The following is a 17,480-nucleotide window of genomic DNA, read 5'->3' as shown; positions in this document are numbered from 1 at the left end:
GACAATTCATTTCAATGCAACAACTTTTAATATACACTTCACATTATGAAATGTCTAGGATTTGAACTGTCAAAGTGTAGAACAGGACCTTTGATGCATATAAGCGACTGCTCAACGACCGATAGTAAGGTAATCCACACGAAGGAGTGAAATTGAAATGAAACGCTTTTTGATTGGCGTAGTCTGTCTGTCGTTGCTTCAATTCGGACTACCACTCAAGAGTTCAGCTGCCGTTTCCGTCACTCGTCACACGGTCATCTGGTCCATCCCAGAGGCCAAATCCATTTCAACGAAGATCAATCAGCTGGCAAACAGACAGATGAAACGTGTCTATCTGCATGTCGCTGTCGAGGGTGACCGTACTCTCTACCGAACATTCGTTGAAAAAGCGCACGCTGTCGGCATTGAAGTGTACTTCCTATTCGGACAGCCACGCTGGATCACAAACGAAGGAACAACAGCTCGACCGAACGTCGAGGATCCGTTAGCCTGGATCTCGACCTATCAACAGGAAACGATCAGTCACCCGGATGGCATCAGCGTTGATCTCGAACCGTATGCCTTACCGGAATGGGAGACGGACCAACCACGTGTCATCGCCTCCTATGAGCGGATCTTACTCGCCTTTCGCGAGAAAGCGTCCGCTGAAGGACTACCGCTTCAACTGTTTCTCCCGTTCTGGTTCCATACCGTACAGGATGCGAACGGTCGCCCTCTCAGCGAGTGGGCAATGGAGCTCGCCGACGAAGTCACGTTGATGAGTTACCGGACCGTCTATGGTGGTGGGAATGGACTTGGTGCGATCACGATGACGGACGCACTCTATGCCGCAAGCAACAATCACACGTTATCGTATGCGATCGAGTTCACTGAACTTCCCGAGACACCGGACATCACGTTCTATGGCAAGACGCGGACGCAGCTGAATCAGCTCGTCAATCAAACGATGGCCAGTTCACTACCGCCAAGTGCGATCGTCTATCATGATTTTGAAGCGTACCAAGCGTTCATGCGTAGTACGCAGTGAGCTATCTTCATCTGTCTGCCCCCTTTGCTTTTCATCCGCTTTCCTCAGGCGAGACACAAGCCAGTCTTCACTGTTCGTATAACAGTGAAGCCGGGTCTTGTTTGTCTCTGACAGCGCAAAATCGCGCTTTTCCCTGTAGGAGTCGGATGAAGCACAAGGAGACACATGATCATTTAGTACCATGGCATTGCATTATGTTTAAAACAAAGGGAGTCCAGTTTCCGATACGTACTTCGGAAACTGGACTCCCTATTGGTTTGATTCATATCGAACGAACTTGTCCATTCTCGACTCCTGCAGGAAAAGAAAGTGCAAGCAGCACTTTCGTCAGGGATAGGTAAGCCGCCTGTGGAAAGCGAGAAGGACAAGACGGTCGTTATAGGAATGAACTTTTACGAGAGATCATATCCTTTACGCTGACACGCTCTTACTTCCCAAGATTATCGAGCATGATTCCTGTACCGCGTGCGACACATAACATCGGATCTTCTGCGATCAGAACCGGTAGACCGAGTTCTTTTGCAAGCAGTTGATCAATTCCGTCCAGCAACGCGCCCCCACCTGTCAAGATGATGCCACGGTCGATGATATCTGCTGCAAGCTCCGGTGGTGTCTTCTCGAGCACACGCTTCGTTGCCTCGACGATCTCCATCGCTGCTTCCGCCAGCGCATCGTGCATCTCTTCCGATGTCACCGTGATGTTGTGTGGTAAACCCGTCACGAGATTTCGTCCACGAATGTCCATCTGCTCGCGACGTCCGTCTTCTGATACAGTGGCAACCGTTGTCTTGACCGCTTGTGCCGTCCGTTCCCCGATGATGAGCTTATGTGTATCCTTGATCGAACGGATGATGTCGTGGTCGAAACGATCTCCTGCGACCTTGATCGTCTCTCCGCATACGATATCACCCATTGAAAGTACGGCAACATCCGTCGTTCCGCCACCGATATCAATGACCATGTGCCCTGCTGGCATCCAAATGTCCATTCCGGCACCAACTGCTGCGACCTTCGGCTCGACTTCGAGGAAGACCGTCTTTGCACCTGACTTTTCACCGGCTTGACGAATTGCCTTCGCCTCAACCGTCGTGATGCTTGCTGGTGTACAGATCAACATCCGGACTCCACCGAACATCTTACGGACTTCAATCTTATCGATGAAATGGCGAAGCATTGCTTCCGTCATTTCAAAATCAGCAATGACACCGTCTTGAAGTGGTCGAATGGCTACGATGTTCCCCGGTGTCCGCCCTACCATCAAGTGTGCTTCCGTACCTACCGCATGAATCTTACCTGTTGCCTTATCGATCGCGACGACCGATGGCTCATCGAGGACGATGCCTCTCCCTTTGACATGAATGACGACGTTCGCCGTCCCTAAGTCGATTCCGATATCTCTTGAAAACATCTCGTGTGCTCTCCTTTACCCACTGGCTATTCTTCCAAAATATAGAACGTCGTTTGGACGTCTAACCCATTTATGTATACATACCTTTCAATTCTAGCATATGCCCCCTCGTGAAACGACTTTCTTTTTCTGCTTTTCGGATTTCATTGTCGTCATTTTTAAAAGACGACAAAAAAGAGCACCATCCCGCAAAATGGGATGATGCTCTTATATAATTGCTTAAAGTTTTGTAGCAGCTGTTTCTTCAACGACTACCGCTTCTTCTGTCACACGCTCTACGTCTGCACCAAGTGCTTGTAACTTCAAGTGGAAGTCGACGTATCCACGGTCGATGTGGTGAAGTGCACCAACGCGTGTTTCGCCTTCAGCGATCAATCCTGCTGTGACGAGTGCTGCACCTGAACGAAGATCCGTTGAAAGAACTTCTGCACCTTGCAACTGTACGCCACCGTTGATGATCGATGAACGACCTTCGATCTTGATGTCAGCGTTCATGCGACGGAATTCTTCAACGTGCATGAAGCGGTTTTCGAAGACCGTTTCCGTGATAACTGATGTGCCGCCTGCTTTGAGGACGAGTGCCATCATTTGTGCTTGAACATCTGTCGGGAAGCCTGGGTGTGGCATCGTCTTGACGTCGACTGCTTCGAGTTTCGCTGGACCGACGACACGGAGACCTTCTTCTGTATCCGTGATCTTAACGCCCATCTCTTCCATTTTCGAGATGAGTGGACGAAGGTGTTCGCGCTCTGCGCCGATGACTTCGACGTCACCTTCTGTGATCGCAGCAGCGATCATGAACGTACCTGCTTCGATTCGGTCAGGAATGACGTAGTGTGTTGCACCGTGTAATTTCTCGACGCCTTCGATGCGGATCGTTTCTGTACCTGCACCGCGGACTTTTGCGCCCATTGCGTTCAAGAAGTTCGCAAGGTCAACGATTTCTGGTTCTTTTGCGACGTTCTCGATGACTGTCGTTCCTTCTGCGAGTGTCGCAGCCATCATGATGTTTTCTGTCGCACCGACAGATGGGAAGTCGAGGTAGATTTTTGCACCTTGGAGGCGACCGTCGACATGTGCTTCAACGAATCCGTTTCCGATGATTGTTTTTGCGCCCATCGCTTCGAATCCTTTCAAGTGAAGATCGATCGGACGTGATCCAATTGCACATCCACCTGGCATTGCGACACGTGCGCGCCCGAGGCGTGCAAGTAATGGACCCATGACGAGAATCGAAGCTCGCATTTTACGCACGTACTCGAGTGGTGCCTCGTCTTTGAGATTCGGCTCTGCATTGACCGTCACCGTGTTCGCTTCTGCGTCGAATTCGACTTCCGCGTTCAAGTTGCGTAAGACGTTATTGATTGTATAGACGTCTGCTAGACGTGGTACGTTTTGAAGAACTGATTGTCCCTCTGATGCAAGCAATGTCGCGACAAGTGTTTTTAAGACCGCGTTCTTTGCACCTTCTACTTTGACTGTTCCAGCTAATTTACGTCCGCCACGGACAACGATTTTTTCCATTCTCCCTACTCCTCTGCTTCGTTTCTGTTCTAGTATGTTCAATTCGTGATTGGTGAGGATCATAGTTGGAATTCAACGAATGTTAGAAAAGAAACTTCCCTATAGTTGATCTCTTACTACAAAGCCAATACGACGTTTCGATTGTAATGTTAGATGATTGCTAAATGACTGTGTTCCTTCATTGAAAGAGCAGTGTCCTGTTCCATGGTAAAACAAATTACCATTTCAGGGTTTACAATGCAGTTACAAGTTCACCCGATTAAAAACTGAAGACGTTGTGCAAAACCGGCATAATCCAGTAAAAAGCGCGCTACGATGGATCCGAGTGCAATCGCAAGAATCGTTCGTAAGGCTACCGCATGCGGTCCTTTAGGATGTTGCAGGATTTTCTCCCATTTGACTGGTAATAAGGACCACCAAGCGAGTAAAATCGCTACGATATAGACCAGCATACTAACTAACGCACTCACACCAATAGATGTCACTTTCGTTGCACCTCTTCTTCATAGTTTCTTCAACTCTACTATGATTTCATAAAATGAATGATTGCGCAAACAAAAAAGAACACGCTGAATTAATTTTAGCGTATAAAATATATTTATTGAAGATAAATTTGGTCTTCTACTGAAAAAAGGTTGAAGAATTCGTGAAGACGAGGCATATAGTGTACTTTTACATTTTTGCAGTATTTTAAACCTGTATCCTTCATCGTGTTGCGAAAACGGTTGCCATACGGAAAATCATTGATGATTTGTACAAAAAAACCCCAGTTCCACGAACGGAACCGGGGTTTCATCAAATCAATCGCGACCGTAGTCTTTCAAGCTGAGACGGTTAACTGCTCGTTTCAGTGAAAGTTCAGCACGCTTGAATTCGAGTTCTGATAATTTCGTGTCCTGGAGACGACGTTCTGCACGAACCTTCGCAGCTGCAGCACGGTCATAGTCGACCTTGTCTGCTTGCTCCGCAGTTTCCGCAAGAACCGTTACAGTATCCTGGCGCACTTCCATAAAGCCACCGCTGATAGCGATCAACGTGCGTCCGCCATCTTCGTGGCGCAACTTCAAGATGCTGATATCGAGTGGTGTTACGAGTGGGACGTGGTGCGGGAGAACCCCGATCTCACCAGAAATCGTCTTCGCAACGACCATACGGATATCGCCATCATACACTTCGCCATCCGGGGTGACGATATTGACATGAAGTGTGTTCATCTCAAGTCCCCCTTATGCTTTGTCACTTAGACAAGCGCCTTCGCTTTTTCAATCGCATCTTCGATCGGACCAACGAGACGGAATGCTTCTTCCGTTAAGTCATCGTGTTTACCTTCGAGGATTTCTTTGAAGCCGCGGATCGTGTCCTTAACTGGGACGTACGATCCTTTTTGTCCTGTGAACTGCTCAGCTACGTGGAAGTTCTGCGACAAGAAGAACTGGATACGACGCGCACGGTGTACAGTCAATTTGTCGTCTTCTGACAACTCGTCCATACCGAGGATTGCGATGATATCTTGAAGTTCTTTATAACGCTGAAGTGTTTCCTGAACTTGACGTGCAACACCGTAGTGCTCTTCGCCGACGATTTCCGGTGAAAGGGCGCGTGATGTCGAAGCAAGTGGATCCACGGCAGGATAGATCCCCATCTCAGAGAGACGGCGCTCAAGGTTCGTCGTTGCATCTAAGTGAGCAAACGTCGTCGCAGGAGCCGGGTCAGTATAGTCATCGGCTGGTACATAAACTGCTTGGATCGATGTAACCGAACCTTTGTTTGTTGATGTGATTCGCTCTTGGAGCATACCCATCTCTGTTGCGAGTGTTGGCTGGTAACCAACGGCAGATGGCATACGACCGAGAAGGGCCGATACCTCAGAACCTGCTTGTGTGTAACGGAAGATGTTATCAACGAAGAGAAGAACGTCTTGTCCTTGCTCATCACGGAAGTATTCTGCCATTGTCAAACCAGTCAAGGCAACACGAAGACGTGCACCCGGTGGTTCGTTCATCTGACCGAAGACCATCGCTGTTTGTTTGATAACGCCTGAATCCGTCATCTCGTGGAACAAGTCATTTCCTTCACGAGTTCGCTCACCAACACCTGCGAATACCGAGATACCGCTGTGCTCTTGGGCGATGTTGTTGATCAATTCCTGGATGAGGACGGTCTTACCTACACCGGCACCACCGAAGAGACCGATCTTACCACCCTTGATGTAAGGAGCGAGCAAGTCGACGACTTTAATTCCAGTCTCGAGGATTTCAACTTTCGTTGAAAGGTTATCGAAAGTCGGTGCTTTTTTGTGGATCGGAAGACGTTCCACGTCAGCAGCGATTTCTTTTTCATCAATTGGGTTACCGAGTACGTTGAAGACGCGACCAAGTGTCGCTTCTCCGACGGGTACCGAGATTGGAGCATTCGTATCGAGTACTTCCATTCCACGGCGTACTCCATCCGTAGAGTCCATCGCAATGGTACGGACGACGTCGTCACCAAGGTGCAGGGCGACCTCAAGCGTCAAGTCGATAGCCACTTCTTCTACAGTTTGCGGCGTATATTGAATACGAAGCGCGTTGTAGATGTTCGGTAAGTGTCCTTCGAACTTAACGTCGATGACAGGTCCCATGACCGCGACGACGCGGCCTTTTAAACCGAGTTCGTTCATCGTGTTTCCTCCTACCTATCGTTACGCCAGTCGGGATTACTGCTGCGCAGCAGCCCCACTGACGATCTCTGTGATTTCTTGCGTGATCGCAGCTTGTCGAGCTCGGTTGTAGACGAGAGTCAATCGACCGATCAAGTCATCTGCGTTATCTGTCGCACTTTGCATTGCTGTCATACGTGACGCATGTTCTGCTACTTTCGCGTCAAGAAGCGCACCGAAGATCAAGCTCTCCGCATAACGCGGGAGGAGTTCCGCAAGGATTTGTTCCTCGCTTGGCTCGTACTCATAAGTCGTCGAAGACGAAGCTTCGATTTCTCCGAGTGGGAGAAGGGTTTCGACTTTCACTTCTTGGCTGATGACAGATAAGAAGTGGTTGTAGCACAGCTTGAGCTCGTCGATTTCGCCGATCGTGAACGCACTCACTGTGCGCTTCACGATTTCAGCGACGTCGACATACGAAGGAGAATCGTTCAAGCCTGTGATCGCATCCGTGACCGTGATTCCGCGTGAACGGAAGAACTGGACACCGACTTTACCGACCACGAAGAGAACGTAACTGTCCGTAGTATGCTTTTCTTTGATTTCCCGGTAGACTTCACGCAGCACGTTGGCGTTATATGCACCAGCTAAGCCGCGATCCGATGTGATGACGATGTAGCCCGTCTTTTGGACGGGACGTTTCTCGAGCATCGGATGGCTCGCACCTGTCGTGCCATTCGCAATGGTTCCGAGTACCTCTTGCATTTTCAGCATGTAAGGTTGGAACTTCGCGCTATGTGCTTGAGCGCGGTTCAGTTTCGACGCCGAAACCATGTTCATCGCTTTCGTGATCTGTTTCGTACTTTTCGTCGAGTTGATCCGCGTTTGTATCTCGCGCAACGATGCCATTTCGATTCACCACCTTGTTAGTATCAAGAGCGTTCCGCCGGATTAAACCGTCGCTTGGAACGTTTTCTTAAATTCTGAGATTGCTGCTACGAGCTCTTCGTCTGCTGGAAGGTTACCTGTCTTACGGATCTCATCGCAAAGTTGTTTGCGGTTTTGATCGAGCCAGAGGTTGAGTTCCTTTTCAAAACGACGAATATCCGTTACAGCAACATCATCAAGGTGACCACGAGTCAAGGCATAGATGATGATGACTTGCTTATCGACAGTAAGTGGTTGGTTCAAGTCTTGTTTCAAGACTTCAACTGTCCGCTCACCACGGTTAAGCTTCGATTGAGTCGCTTTATCAAGGTCAGATCCGAACTGTGCGAATGCTTCAAGCTCACGGTAAGATGCGAGGTCAAGACGGAGCGTACCCGCTACCTTCTTCATCGCTTTTACTTGAGCCGAACCACCTACACGCGATACCGAGAGACCCGGGTTGATCGCGGGACGGACACCTGAGAAGAAGAGATCCGATTGAAGGAAGATTTGACCATCCGTGATCGAGATAACGTTCGTCGGGATGTAAGCTGAGATATCCGACGCTTGTGTTTCGATGAACGGAAGGGCAGTCAAACTACCTGCGCCAAGCTCGTCGTTCAACTTCGCCGCACGCTCAAGAAGGCGTGAGTGGAGGTAGAAGACATCCCCTGGGTAAGCTTCGCGGCCTGGTGGGCGTTTCAAGAGAAGTGAAAGCTCACGGTAAGCAGCTGCTTGTTTTGAAAGATCATCATAGATGACAAGAACGTGTTTGCCTTGGTCCATGAAGTGTTCACCCATCGCGACACCTGCGAATGGTGCGAGGTAAAGAAGTGGAGCTGGCTGTGAAGCCGCTGCCGAAACGACGATCGTGTAATCGAGGGCACCGTTTTTACGGAGCGTCTCGACGACGCCACGGACTGTTGATTCTTTTTGTCCGATTGCGACGTAGATACAGATCATGTTTTCTTCTTTTTGGTTGATGATCGTATCGATCGCGATCGACGTTTTACCCGTCTGACGGTCACCGATGATCAACTCACGCTGTCCACGACCGATTGGAACGAGGGCATCGATCGCCTTGATTCCCGTCTGAAGTGGTTCGTGTACCGATTTACGCGCCATGACGCCAGACGCCTTACGCTCGATCGGGTTGTAGTGTTCTGTTTCGATTGGACCAAGACCATCGATTGGCATACCGAGTGGGTTAACGACACGTCCGAGGAGTGCGTCTCCTGTTGGTACTTCCATGATGCGACCCGTACGGCGAACAGAGTCGCCTTCTTTGATTTCAAGGTAGTCACCGAGGATGATGATACCGACGTTGCCTTCTTCTAAGTTTTGCGCCAAGCCCATTGTGCCGTTAGCGAATTCTACGAGCTCTCCCGACATGACGTTGTCGAGTCCGTGTGCACGAGCGATACCATCACCGATTTGGATGACCGTACCTGTCTCGTTCACTTCCATCGTAGAACCGTACTGCGCGATACGCGCTTTAAGCAGGGCGCTGATTTCTTCAGCTCTAATGCTCATGCGTTTCACCCCTATTTTCTTACGCTTTTAACAGCTCACGCTCAAGGCGCGTTAGTTTAGTTTCGATCGTACCGTCATATGTCGTGTAACCGATTTGAACGCGAAGTCCTCCGATGACACGCGTGTCGACGACGTTCTCGACTTCAAGCGTTTTACCTGATTTTTGGCCAAACGTCTCTTTCACTTTCGTGAGTTCCTCGTCTGACAATTTGTATGCACTCGTGACGATTGCCGTCGCGACATTGCGGTGTTCATTCAACAATGCAATGAAGTGTTCCGGTAATGTAACGATCTCTGCTGCCCGGTCGTTTTCGACCATGACGAGCAATGTGTTCAAGACGATCGAGTTGAAGCCAGTGAAGCTTGTTTGAAGAACTTGCTTGAGCTCTTCAGCAGAAATCGATGGGTTATCTAAAACCGAAGCGAGCTCTGGTGTTGCGTGGAGCACTTCGCCGAGCGTCCGCACATCAGCTTCTGCTTGCTCGAGCACATGGTGCTCAAGCGCAAGATCGAAGAGCGCTTTTGCGTAGCGTCCCGCTACGTGATCACGCATTAGTTCGTGCCCTTAGTATCAGCAAGGAATTGATCGACGAGTGCTTTTTGAGCCGCTTCGTCCGTCGCAAGCTGTGTTTTCATGACGTGGCGTGCTGCAGCGATTGCTTGAAGAGCGACATCGTTCTTCAAAGCAGCTTGTGCTTCAGCGCGTTCACGTTCGATCGCACGGCGAGCTTCTTCCTTACTCATTTCGGATTCAAGACGTGCCTGCTCCATCGCACGTGCTTGCTCTGCTTCTGCCTGACGGCGTGATGCTTCTAAAAGGTCGCGTGCTTCCGTACGCGCCTTGTTTAATTCTTCGCGTTGTTGTTCTACGTAGACTTCAGCGTCTTTACGGCTCTTTTCAGCCGAGTTGATCTCGCTAGCCACATGCTCTTCCCGCGCTTTCATCATGTTGACGAGCGGGCCCCATGCGAATTTCTTCAAGAGGATGAGGAGCAAGAGGAAAACGACGATCGTGACGATCATGTTGGCGATAAGGGGTTCGTTGGATTCCGATACTCCTTCAGCCGCAAGATACGTTAGATTCATTCGATTACACTCCCCTCGTGGTTGGTTCGACTTCAATATCTACATAAGGGAGCCTAAGCTCCCGTGACGGTTCACTCAAACGTTGAACGAATAGCGCCCTATGTAGTCCGTTCTCGTTAATCGTGGATTAAGAGTTGAGAAGAAGGAAACCGACCGCTACACCGATGATTGGAAGTGCCTCGACGAGACCGATACCGATGAACATTGTTTGACGAAGTTCGTTTTTGAGTTCTGGCTGACGTGCTTGACCTAATACTGTACCGTTTACGATAAGACCGTTACCGATACCTGCGCCGAGTGCGCCGAGTCCGATGATGATCGCTGTTGCAATAAGATTCATGATAAATTGCCTCCCTAGAGTATGTTCATTGATTTGTCGTGCTGTTATCGGAAAAGCGGATGCTTTACCTTCGAATTAATGGTCGTGCGCTGCCTTATGTCCGATGTAAACCATCGTCAGGATAAGGAAGATGTACGCTTGGATACCACCGATGAAGAGTGAGAATCCTTGCCAGATCAACATCGGGATACCCGAGATGATCGCGCCTAGTGGTCCGGCGAATTGGAAATCGTTCGTACCAGAGACGATACCGATCGAAAGAATGATTCCGATCATGATTTCACCAGCGAAGATGTTTCCGTAAAGACGAAGACCAAGCGTCAACGTGTTTGCAAACTCCTCGATGATGGTAATGATAAACATCGGCGTCATGAATGTTTTCGCATAAGCGCCGAAGCCTCGCATCTTCACACCGTAGTAATGGCTCATGACCACTACCATAGATGAAAGTGCCAGTGTCACGTAAGGATCTGCAGTTGGTGAGTTGAACCAAATGTAGTGTCCCGTCACGACGTTGAATGGGAGACCCATGATGTTGGACACAAGGATGAACAGGAATAATGTCATTCCGAACGTAAGGAAGCGACCCCCTGTTTTCCAGTCCATCGTGCTGCTGATGATACCGCGAACGAATTCGAGGAACATCTCCATCACGTTTTGAGCACCGGTTGGCTTCATCACAAGACGTCGCGTACCGGCCACGGCAATCAAGAAGACGAGAGCAGCAGCAATCAATACTGTGATCAAGTTCGTCCAGCTACCGTACAGAACGAAGTCACCCCAGAGTGGGATTTCGTAAAGTGGCATTTCGTGGTTCATTTGACTATTCACCTCTTTTCCCGCTTGAGTTCGTGAGTCAAGAACTCACAAAATTGTATGACGTGGCCGGCGAGAAGGCCTATTACCACCGCAGTTAATGACAATTCAGTTTGATATTTCAAACCGATCATCACACAAAGTACCGCGACCGCCATGCGTGAAACGGTCCCTCGAGACACTGGCTTGCGCCCCGTCTCAATTACACGATACATTCGATCGACGCTGAGTCGTTGAAGCGTCAAGATCAGAAAGCTGCCAGTTCCACCAAGTGCTAGTCCATAAATGACTGGATCACTCGGGCGTCCAATGAGCAGCAGGACAGCCAGGATTCCATAAAAGAGTCCAAACCATCGTAAGTACGCACGATACAACGCATCTTGAAGGATGATGTTCATGTCTTCTCCCCTAACAAGTGCCTGATCATGGCGATCATGCAAAGAATGCCGATGAAAATCCCGATGAACACAGCGAACGTCGCACCCATTTTTTCCCACCATTGTTGTTGTTCCCCATAGTTCCCAACCAAAAAGCCAATGACGATCGGTGCAGCCAGTGCCGTCGAAATTTGCGAGGCCATGACCATACTCTTCGCGAGCCCACTTTGGCGCACTAGAGACGACCCCCTTTTTTCCCAATTGTGAGTTCTTTTTCTTTCCCACAATTTGCGGATTTTCATACTAGTCAAGAATACAATGAAGCAGCTTTCATAGTCAAATGAATTCACAATAAAAACAGAGCCGAAAAACCTATACATATCAACGATTGATAAGGTTTTCACAGATGTCTTCCGTGCAAGTCATTTCACGAAGATGTGAAGAAAATATGTAGTGCTATCAACGGTTAAAGAGATTGTTCATATGGTGAACAAAACCGTTGAACAGTAACGTTATATCGTGCCCGTTAAAGCGAAACAAGACCTCTAAAATTGATTTGTGTCGATTTTGTGAAAAAACATTTTTTGTTCACAATTGAAAACGCTTCCGAATCGGGACATAAAAACAGCTCTGACATCTGTTTGTAACAATACATTTCAGCGATTTCCATTTTTTCAATCGTGCGGTACGTCACAGCTTGAATCGTCATCGTTTCCTTTCCAGTTTCAAGGTCATCTGGTTTTACATTTTCTAAACAAATGAGCTGATTTTAGCGGAAATGACAAAAATAATATAGCTCCTTCGTGTAAGAAGCTACATATACTAGTATTTTATCTTGCTTTGAATTTTCCACGCTTCCTTCACCCGCTTTCCTCAGGCGAGACACAAGCCAGGATTCACGTTCCTTCCGGTCCGTGAATTCGGGTCTTGTTCGTCTCTGACAGCGCGACTTGTCGCGCTTTCTCCTGTAGGAGTCGGGTGATGACGCGTGTTGTCCTACTTCATTGCGTGAGTAACGGTGCCGGAGCTTCCCCTTGACCGAAGTGATGCAAGATCGCTTGGACGATCCGTTCTGAGGCATGACCATCTCCGTACGGGTTCGAAGCATGTGCCATCTCTTGATAAAGTGTTTCGTTCGTCAAGAGTTCCGTTGCCATCTGATAGATCGTCTCTTCTTCCGTACCGGCAAGTTTCAACGTTCCAGCAGCAATCCCTTCCGGACGCTCTGTCGTATCGCGTAAGACGAGTACAGGTACACCAAGTGACGGCGCTTCTTCCTGTACGCCACCCGAGTCAGTCAGGATTAAATGCGCACGACTTGCGAAGTTGTGGAAGTCGAACACATCGAGTGGGGCGATCAGAGAAATTCGATCATGCCCATCAAAGACCGTCTTCGCCGCTTCTTGAACGACTGGGTTGAGGTGGACCGGATAGACGACGTGTGTATCCGGGAACGCATCGACGAGACGGCGAATCGCTCGGAACATCTGATGCATCTTCTCGCCTTGGTTCTCACGACGATGTGCCGTCATCAGGATCAGCTTCCGGTCCCCGACCGTCTCAAGCATCGGATGGACATAATCGGTTTGAACGGTCGTCTGCAGAGCATCGATTGCCGTATTCCCCGTGATGTAGACACCAGCGTGACGGTTCTCGGATGCGAGATTCGCTGCAGCTTGTGCTGTCGGAGCAAAGTGTAAGTCCGCGAGCGACGACGTCAACTGACGATTGACCTCTTCCGGGAACGGCGAGTATTTATTATATGTCCGCAGTCCCGCCTCGACGTGACCGACTGCTATCTGATTGTAATAGGCAGCCAGGCTTCCGACGAACGTCGTCGTCGTATCCCCATGAACGAGGACAAGATCCGGCTTGATCTCCTTCATAATCGCATCGAGTCCCTCGAGACCACGCGTCGTAATATCAACAAGTGTCTGACGTTGCTTCATGATATTTAAATCATGATCGGGTTCAATCTCGAACAGTTCGAGCACTTGATCGAGCATCTCGCGGTGCTGGGCAGTGATCGTAACATGAACATCAAAAGCAGGGTGTTGCTTCAGGGCATTGACGAGCGGTGCCATCTTGATGGCTTCCGGTCGTGTCCCGAAAATCGGCATGACTGTAATCGGCATGGTGACTTCCTCCTTTTTTCCTTTTTTCATTAAAGCATATTTCAGCAGTCTTGCGCAGTTTACGAAATAGCAACGAAAAGACCGCAGATCATCGTCTGCGGTCTTTTTGTGTATCTTGCTGTTTTTTACTTCGTTCCGAAGAGACGGTCTCCTGCATCACCGAGTCCTGGGACGATATATCCGTGGTCGTCCAACTTCTCGTCGAGTGCCGCGAGGTAGATGTCGACATCCGGGTGTTCTTCTTGAACGCGTTTGACGCCTTCAGGTGCTGCACAGAGACATGCGAGCTTGATGCTCTTTGCCCCTTGTTTCTTTAAGGAGGAGATGGCGTCTGCCGCCGAACCACCTGTCGCAAGCATCGGGTCAACGACGACGAAATCACGTTCTGCGACGTCTGTTGGAAGCTTGAGGTAGTATTCCGTTGGCTCGAGTGTCTCTGGGTCACGGTACAAACCGATGTGACCGACTTTGACGTTCGGCATCATGCGGAGCATGCCGTCGACCATACCGAGACCGGCGCGGAGAATCGGGACGATCCCGAGTTTCTTGCCTTCGATCATCTTTTGCGTCGTCTTCGTGACCGGTGTCTCGATCGCGACATCTGTGAGTGGAAGGTCACGTGTGATTTCATATGCCATCAATGAAGCCACCTCGTCGACAAGTTCCCGGAATTGTTTCGTTCCTGTTTCGACTTTACGCATGATCGTCATCTTGTGCTGAATCAATGGGTGATCAAATACATGTACTTTACTCATTGTTTGCATCTCCTCTCCATTCTCTTTTCGCATTGTACTCTAAAAACGTACTGCTTGGGAACTGTTTTTTCGTCAGTTCCCGAGCGTACTCTTCCCTGATAGAATTGCTTTTGCGGCGTAAGACCATTCATTGTCCGGTTGTTTCGCGAGTTCTTGCAAGGTCGCACGATAATCACCTTTTTTATATTTTTGTTCATAGACCGCTTGCATCCAGAGGACGTCACTCATGTATCCGGACTTCGGGAAATCTTTCCGATAGGCAATATAATCCGCCTGTGTCGTCTGCTTGAGCTTTCCGGCAGCAATCAACTTATAGAAGCGTGCCATACCTGCTGTCTCTTTGTTCGTCAAGACGGATCCGGTCAAGACACTGTCTGCTCGTTTGTAGTCTTTCGCCTGAACAGCAGCAACCCCTTGCTCGAGCGCGTCTTTCGCAGACACTTTTGGCTCCTGCGTTTCCGTTTTTGTTTCCTTCTTCTCTGGCTTGATCGCTTTCGCCTTCTCTTGCTCACTTGCCAACTGTTCGTTTTTTTCTTTTAACTGTTCGACTTCCGTTTGCAACGCTGCGAGTTGTTGCTCGACCTCTGTTTGTTTCGTTGCGACCGGTGTTGCGGGTTCGCTATCCAACTGTGTCCAGACGAGAATGAGAGAGACGACAGCAACAGCTCCACCAATCCACCACTGGTTCATTTTTCCGAGTCTCTTCCAGTCTTTCAATTGTGGATGATTCTGAACCGTCATCGGAAACGATGACAGTCGTTTCTGCACAATGCGTTTTCCGCCTGCTTTTCCTGCAATCGCCAGGCGATAACGATAGACTTCTGCTGGCATCGGTAAGGTCTTCCACTGTTCAAAACGAGCATCTGCCTGTTCATAAAATCCTGCCTGTTGCATGATGACGATTGCTTTGAAATCTTCGAGCATCCGTTGATATTCCCGGCGCTCGCGGCTTTTATGTGTAAACCATTCCGTCAATCGTTCGGTCTGGATGGCTTGTAATTCACTTTGAATCAAGGCTGTCAAATTCACATTTATTTCCACCCTTATCTTTTTTTACTATGGTTAAGTATAACAAAGATAACGCTTCCGCAAATGGTCCGTTTCCCCTATCTTGTGGACAAATCATCAAAAAAACCTTTTGCTTTTACATGCACTGACGCACGAAAGCAAAAGGAAAAGTCGTTCAGCTATGAGAATAGGATCGGGATGCTGTTGCTTCCGTGATCCGCCCATCTTCAATCCGCCAAATCCGGTCACAGACGTCAAGCATCCGTTCGTCATGCGTGATGACGATGACGGTCTTGTTCGACTCATGCGCTTGTTGTTGCAACAGCTCCATCACCCGGCGACCATTCGGATAATCGAGACTTGCCGTCGGTTCATCCGCGAGTACAAGTCGTGGTTCATTGACGAAGGCCCGGGCAATCGCGACACGTTGTCGTTCGCCACCTGATAAGGCGTGCGGCAAATGGTCTTTCCGGTGCTCGAGTCCGAACACGGCGAGCGCCGCCGTCGCGTCAACCGTCCGTCCAGCCTCCTTTGCGACCAATTCGAGTTGCTCTCCTGCTGTCAAAAATGGTACGAGATGCGATTCTTGAAAGATGAACCCTACTTCCTCGAGACGCAAACGACGACGTTCTTCGTCCGCTGCTTCACTGACGCACGTATCATCAAAGTAGACGGCACCGTTCGTTGGTGTCTGTAACAATCCAAGCAACTGGAGCAATGTACTTTTCCCACTACCACTTGGTCCGACGAGGGCAATCAACTCACCCGCTTCTGCTTGTAAGTTGATGTCATGCAGAACCGTCATCTCACCATAACTTTGTTTAATCTGATCTAATCGAATCATCCGTTCATTCCTCCCATCGCCTCTGCCGCTTCAAGTTTTTTGACCATCCGTAACGGAACGAGCGCTCCAAGAATCGCTGTTACGAGTAAAATGCCGCCGTACATCAGACTGGTCGACCATTCAAAACGGAATGGAAGATCCGACGGTAGGAAACGACTCGTCAGATAGGTGATCGTGACACTGACACCGAAAGCGAGGCTCGTCAGAATCATGACTTGCACGAGCAGACTCGCACCCATCGTCCGTGTTCGGATGCCGATTGCCTTCAAGACACCGAGCTGTTTCATCTTCTGCATCGTCAAGATATAGAAGAAGGCTGTCAGAATCAATGCCCCGATGACAACGAGTGCGACCCGCATCATCTGGAAAGAGTTTTGCTCCGCTGCATAGCCTGGTACATTCTCAACGACCGCTTGTTTTGAAAAGACGGCTTGATCCGTTTGCAACGACTGACCAATGTACGCCGAAACATATGACGCACCCATCTTTAATTGCCACGCTTGCCATGATTCATCCGTCATCCAGAGGACCGGTGCGTGACTATAACGTCCGTCCGTCACTGTACCGGCAATCTGAAACGTCTCTTTCGTTCGAAAATCCGTGATCGTATCGCCGACACGGGTTCCGCGTTGCTCTGCATACGCAGCATCAACGAGAACTTCACCTTTTGCTAACGATTGCAGCTGTTCCGGACCATAGTTCGTCGTCTGTGGTAACGAAAAGACTGTCACATCGTCCTTCGTTCCGTCCTTCTTCTCAAGCACCATGTTCTGGACACCGAGCGCTTCCGCGCCCTCCGGTGTCTCGTCCGCCTGTAAGAACGAACGGGTCAGCTGCCCTTCCGCGTCTTTACTCAGCGCAAACTGTTCGACCGGCAGATTCCGGACGGCAGCCCCATTGTCGTAGGCCAGCCCGTCCGCAAGACCGGTAATCATCAAGATCAATAAGACGATCAACATCGTCACGATCGTCATCCAACCGAATCGTCCTTTCATTCGGACGAGTTCTTTCCATCCTAACTTCATCGCGTGATCCCTCCTGTATGTTCGCTACAGGATTGAT

19 protein-coding genes are annotated in these 17,480 nt (G+C 49.4%); 1 reads left to right on the top strand and 18 read right to left on the bottom strand.

The genetic code is table 11. The annotated features are described in order from the left end of the window. Positions 1-157: 157 nt before the first annotated feature. Entirely contained in the window at positions 158-1,027 is an 870-nt protein-coding gene (locus tag AC3B4V_RS14960; protein ID WP_064299246.1) for a glycoside hydrolase family 18 protein, read from the top strand. A gap of 427 nt (positions 1,028-1,454) precedes the next feature. On the opposite strand, the gene mreB is transcribed toward AC3B4V_RS14960, so the two are convergent. The 18 genes from mreB to AC3B4V_RS14870 form a co-directional block, all read right to left on the bottom strand. Next, positions 1,455-2,435, bottom strand: coding sequence for a rod shape-determining protein MreB (gene mreB / locus AC3B4V_RS14955; protein ID WP_050676945.1), 981 nt, complete (start codon positions 2,433-2,435; stop codon positions 1,455-1,457). A 219-nt stretch (positions 2,436-2,654) separates the two neighbouring features. Beyond that, complete coding sequence (gene murA / locus AC3B4V_RS14950) at positions 2,655-3,959, bottom strand: UDP-N-acetylglucosamine 1-carboxyvinyltransferase (protein ID WP_058704128.1); 1,305 nt, start codon at positions 3,957-3,959, stop codon at positions 2,655-2,657. A gap of 251 nt (positions 3,960-4,210) precedes the next feature. Next, the gene (locus tag AC3B4V_RS14945; RefSeq protein WP_230088486.1) at positions 4,211-4,411 is read right to left on the bottom strand and encodes a DUF1146 domain-containing protein; all 201 of its coding nucleotides are present in this window, start codon (positions 4,409-4,411) and stop codon (positions 4,211-4,213) included. Between the two features lie 348 nt (positions 4,412-4,759). Beyond that, positions 4,760-5,173, bottom strand: coding sequence for a F0F1 ATP synthase subunit epsilon (locus AC3B4V_RS14940; RefSeq protein ID WP_023469493.1), 414 nt, complete (start codon positions 5,171-5,173; stop codon positions 4,760-4,762). Positions 5,174-5,199: 26 nt separating this feature from the next. Continuing rightward, complete coding sequence (gene atpD, locus AC3B4V_RS14935; protein ID WP_023469494.1) at positions 5,200-6,618, bottom strand: F0F1 ATP synthase subunit beta; 1,419 nt, start codon at positions 6,616-6,618, stop codon at positions 5,200-5,202. A gap of 36 nt (positions 6,619-6,654) precedes the next feature. Further along, the gene (gene atpG, locus AC3B4V_RS14930; RefSeq protein WP_214747105.1) at positions 6,655-7,506 is read right to left on the bottom strand and encodes an ATP synthase F1 subunit gamma; all 852 of its coding nucleotides are present in this window, start codon (positions 7,504-7,506) and stop codon (positions 6,655-6,657) included. A gap of 42 nt (positions 7,507-7,548) precedes the next feature. Next, complete coding sequence (gene atpA, locus AC3B4V_RS14925; protein WP_035395863.1) at positions 7,549-9,057, bottom strand: F0F1 ATP synthase subunit alpha; 1,509 nt, start codon at positions 9,055-9,057, stop codon at positions 7,549-7,551. 19 nt (positions 9,058-9,076) lie between these two features. After that, the gene (locus AC3B4V_RS14920; protein WP_050676947.1) at positions 9,077-9,610 is read right to left on the bottom strand and encodes a F0F1 ATP synthase subunit delta; all 534 of its coding nucleotides are present in this window, start codon (positions 9,608-9,610) and stop codon (positions 9,077-9,079) included. Next, a complete protein-coding gene (atpF, locus tag AC3B4V_RS14915; protein ID WP_214858428.1) occupies positions 9,610-10,143 on the bottom strand; it encodes a F0F1 ATP synthase subunit B in 534 nt (177 codons plus the stop codon). The genes AC3B4V_RS14920 and atpF overlap by 1 nt, the downstream gene beginning before the upstream one ends. A gap of 127 nt (positions 10,144-10,270) precedes the next feature. Then, positions 10,271-10,483 (bottom strand): F0F1 ATP synthase subunit C, encoded by a 213-nt coding sequence (gene atpE, locus AC3B4V_RS14910; RefSeq protein WP_023469499.1) that lies wholly within the window; start codon positions 10,481-10,483, stop codon positions 10,271-10,273. Between the two features lie 75 nt (positions 10,484-10,558). Beyond that, positions 10,559-11,302, bottom strand: coding sequence for a F0F1 ATP synthase subunit A (gene atpB, locus AC3B4V_RS14905; RefSeq protein ID WP_214858430.1), 744 nt, complete (start codon positions 11,300-11,302; stop codon positions 10,559-10,561). Between the two features lie 8 nt (positions 11,303-11,310). Next, on the bottom strand, positions 11,311-11,697 hold the full coding sequence (locus tag AC3B4V_RS14900; protein ID WP_023469501.1) for an ATP synthase subunit I: 387 nt from the start codon (positions 11,695-11,697) through the stop codon (positions 11,311-11,313). Further along, positions 11,694-11,912 (bottom strand): AtpZ/AtpI family protein, encoded by a 219-nt coding sequence (locus tag AC3B4V_RS14895; protein ID WP_023469502.1) that lies wholly within the window; start codon positions 11,910-11,912, stop codon positions 11,694-11,696. The genes AC3B4V_RS14900 and AC3B4V_RS14895 overlap by 4 nt, the downstream gene beginning before the upstream one ends. Before the next feature lie 765 nt (positions 11,913-12,677). Then, positions 12,678-13,811 (bottom strand): non-hydrolyzing UDP-N-acetylglucosamine 2-epimerase, encoded by a 1,134-nt coding sequence (wecB, locus tag AC3B4V_RS14890; RefSeq protein ID WP_488378804.1) that lies wholly within the window; start codon positions 13,809-13,811, stop codon positions 12,678-12,680. 125 nt (positions 13,812-13,936) lie between these two features. Next, positions 13,937-14,566, bottom strand: a complete 630-nt coding sequence (upp, locus tag AC3B4V_RS14885; RefSeq protein WP_029342745.1) for a uracil phosphoribosyltransferase — start codon at positions 14,564-14,566, stop codon at positions 13,937-13,939. A 72-nt stretch (positions 14,567-14,638) separates the two neighbouring features. Further along, positions 14,639-15,595 carry a plant Invertase/pectin methylesterase inhibitor family protein gene (locus AC3B4V_RS14880; RefSeq protein ID WP_215147014.1) on the bottom strand — a complete coding sequence of 319 codons (957 nt, stop codon included), beginning with the start codon at positions 15,593-15,595 and terminating at the stop codon, positions 14,639-14,641. Positions 15,596-15,749: 154 nt separating this feature from the next. After that, positions 15,750-16,418: an ABC transporter ATP-binding protein gene (locus AC3B4V_RS14875; protein WP_488378803.1), complete on the bottom strand. Its 669-nt coding sequence runs from the start codon at positions 16,416-16,418 to the stop codon at positions 15,750-15,752. Beyond that, the gene (locus tag AC3B4V_RS14870; protein ID WP_488378802.1) at positions 16,415-17,443 is read right to left on the bottom strand and encodes an ABC transporter permease; all 1,029 of its coding nucleotides are present in this window, start codon (positions 17,441-17,443) and stop codon (positions 16,415-16,417) included. The genes AC3B4V_RS14875 and AC3B4V_RS14870 overlap by 4 nt, the downstream gene beginning before the upstream one ends. Positions 17,444-17,480 lie beyond the last annotated feature (37 nt).

The sequence above is a fragment of the Exiguobacterium sp. E17S genome, from assembly GCF_057772545.1.
Note: the sequence above shows the minus strand (reverse complement) of the source record. Positions and strands in the feature narration are given on the sequence as shown.

What these genes read in the sequence shown, in the direction of transcription:
- atpE (WP_023469499.1), bottom strand. Translation starts at nt 10,483, where the DNA reads ATGAATCTTATTGCAACAGCGATCATCATCGGACTCGGCGCACTCGGC.
- atpF (WP_214858428.1), bottom strand. Translation starts at nt 10,143, where the DNA reads ATGAATCTAACGTATCTTGCGGCTGAAGGAGTATCGGAATCCAACGAA.
- AC3B4V_RS14920 (WP_050676947.1), bottom strand. Translation starts at nt 9,610, where the DNA reads ATGCGTGATCACGTAGCGGGACGCTACGCAAAAGCGCTCTTCGATCTT.
- atpA (WP_035395863.1), bottom strand. Translation starts at nt 9,057, where the DNA reads ATGAGCATTAGAGCTGAAGAAATCAGCGCCCTGCTTAAAGCGCGTATC.
- wecB (WP_488378804.1), bottom strand. Translation starts at nt 13,811, where the DNA reads ATGCCGATTACAGTCATGCCGATTTTCGGGACACGACCGGAAGCCATC.
- upp (WP_029342745.1), bottom strand. Translation starts at nt 14,566, where the DNA reads ATGAGTAAAGTACATGTATTTGATCACCCATTGATTCAGCACAAGATG.
- AC3B4V_RS14945 (WP_230088486.1), bottom strand. Translation starts at nt 4,411, where the DNA reads ATGCTGGTCTATATCGTAGCGATTTTACTCGCTTGGTGGTCCTTATTA.
- atpB (WP_214858430.1), bottom strand. Translation starts at nt 11,302, where the DNA reads ATGAACCACGAAATGCCACTTTACGAAATCCCACTCTGGGGTGACTTC.
- AC3B4V_RS14900 (WP_023469501.1), bottom strand. Translation starts at nt 11,697, where the DNA reads ATGAACATCATCCTTCAAGATGCGTTGTATCGTGCGTACTTACGATGG.
- atpD (WP_023469494.1), bottom strand. Translation starts at nt 6,618, where the DNA reads ATGAACGAACTCGGTTTAAAAGGCCGCGTCGTCGCGGTCATGGGACCT.
- atpG (WP_214747105.1), bottom strand. Translation starts at nt 7,506, where the DNA reads ATGGCATCGTTGCGCGAGATACAAACGCGGATCAACTCGACGAAAAGT.
- AC3B4V_RS14940 (WP_023469493.1), bottom strand. Translation starts at nt 5,173, where the DNA reads ATGAACACACTTCATGTCAATATCGTCACCCCGGATGGCGAAGTGTAT.
- murA (WP_058704128.1), bottom strand. Translation starts at nt 3,959, where the DNA reads ATGGAAAAAATCGTTGTCCGTGGCGGACGTAAATTAGCTGGAACAGTC.
- AC3B4V_RS14960 (WP_064299246.1), top strand. Translation starts at nt 158, where the DNA reads ATGAAACGCTTTTTGATTGGCGTAGTCTGTCTGTCGTTGCTTCAATTC.
- AC3B4V_RS14875 (WP_488378803.1), bottom strand. Translation starts at nt 16,418, where the DNA reads ATGATTCGATTAGATCAGATTAAACAAAGTTATGGTGAGATGACGGTT.
- mreB (WP_050676945.1), bottom strand. Translation starts at nt 2,435, where the DNA reads ATGTTTTCAAGAGATATCGGAATCGACTTAGGGACGGCGAACGTCGTC.
- AC3B4V_RS14870 (WP_488378802.1), bottom strand. Translation starts at nt 17,443, where the DNA reads ATGAAGTTAGGATGGAAAGAACTCGTCCGAATGAAAGGACGATTCGGT.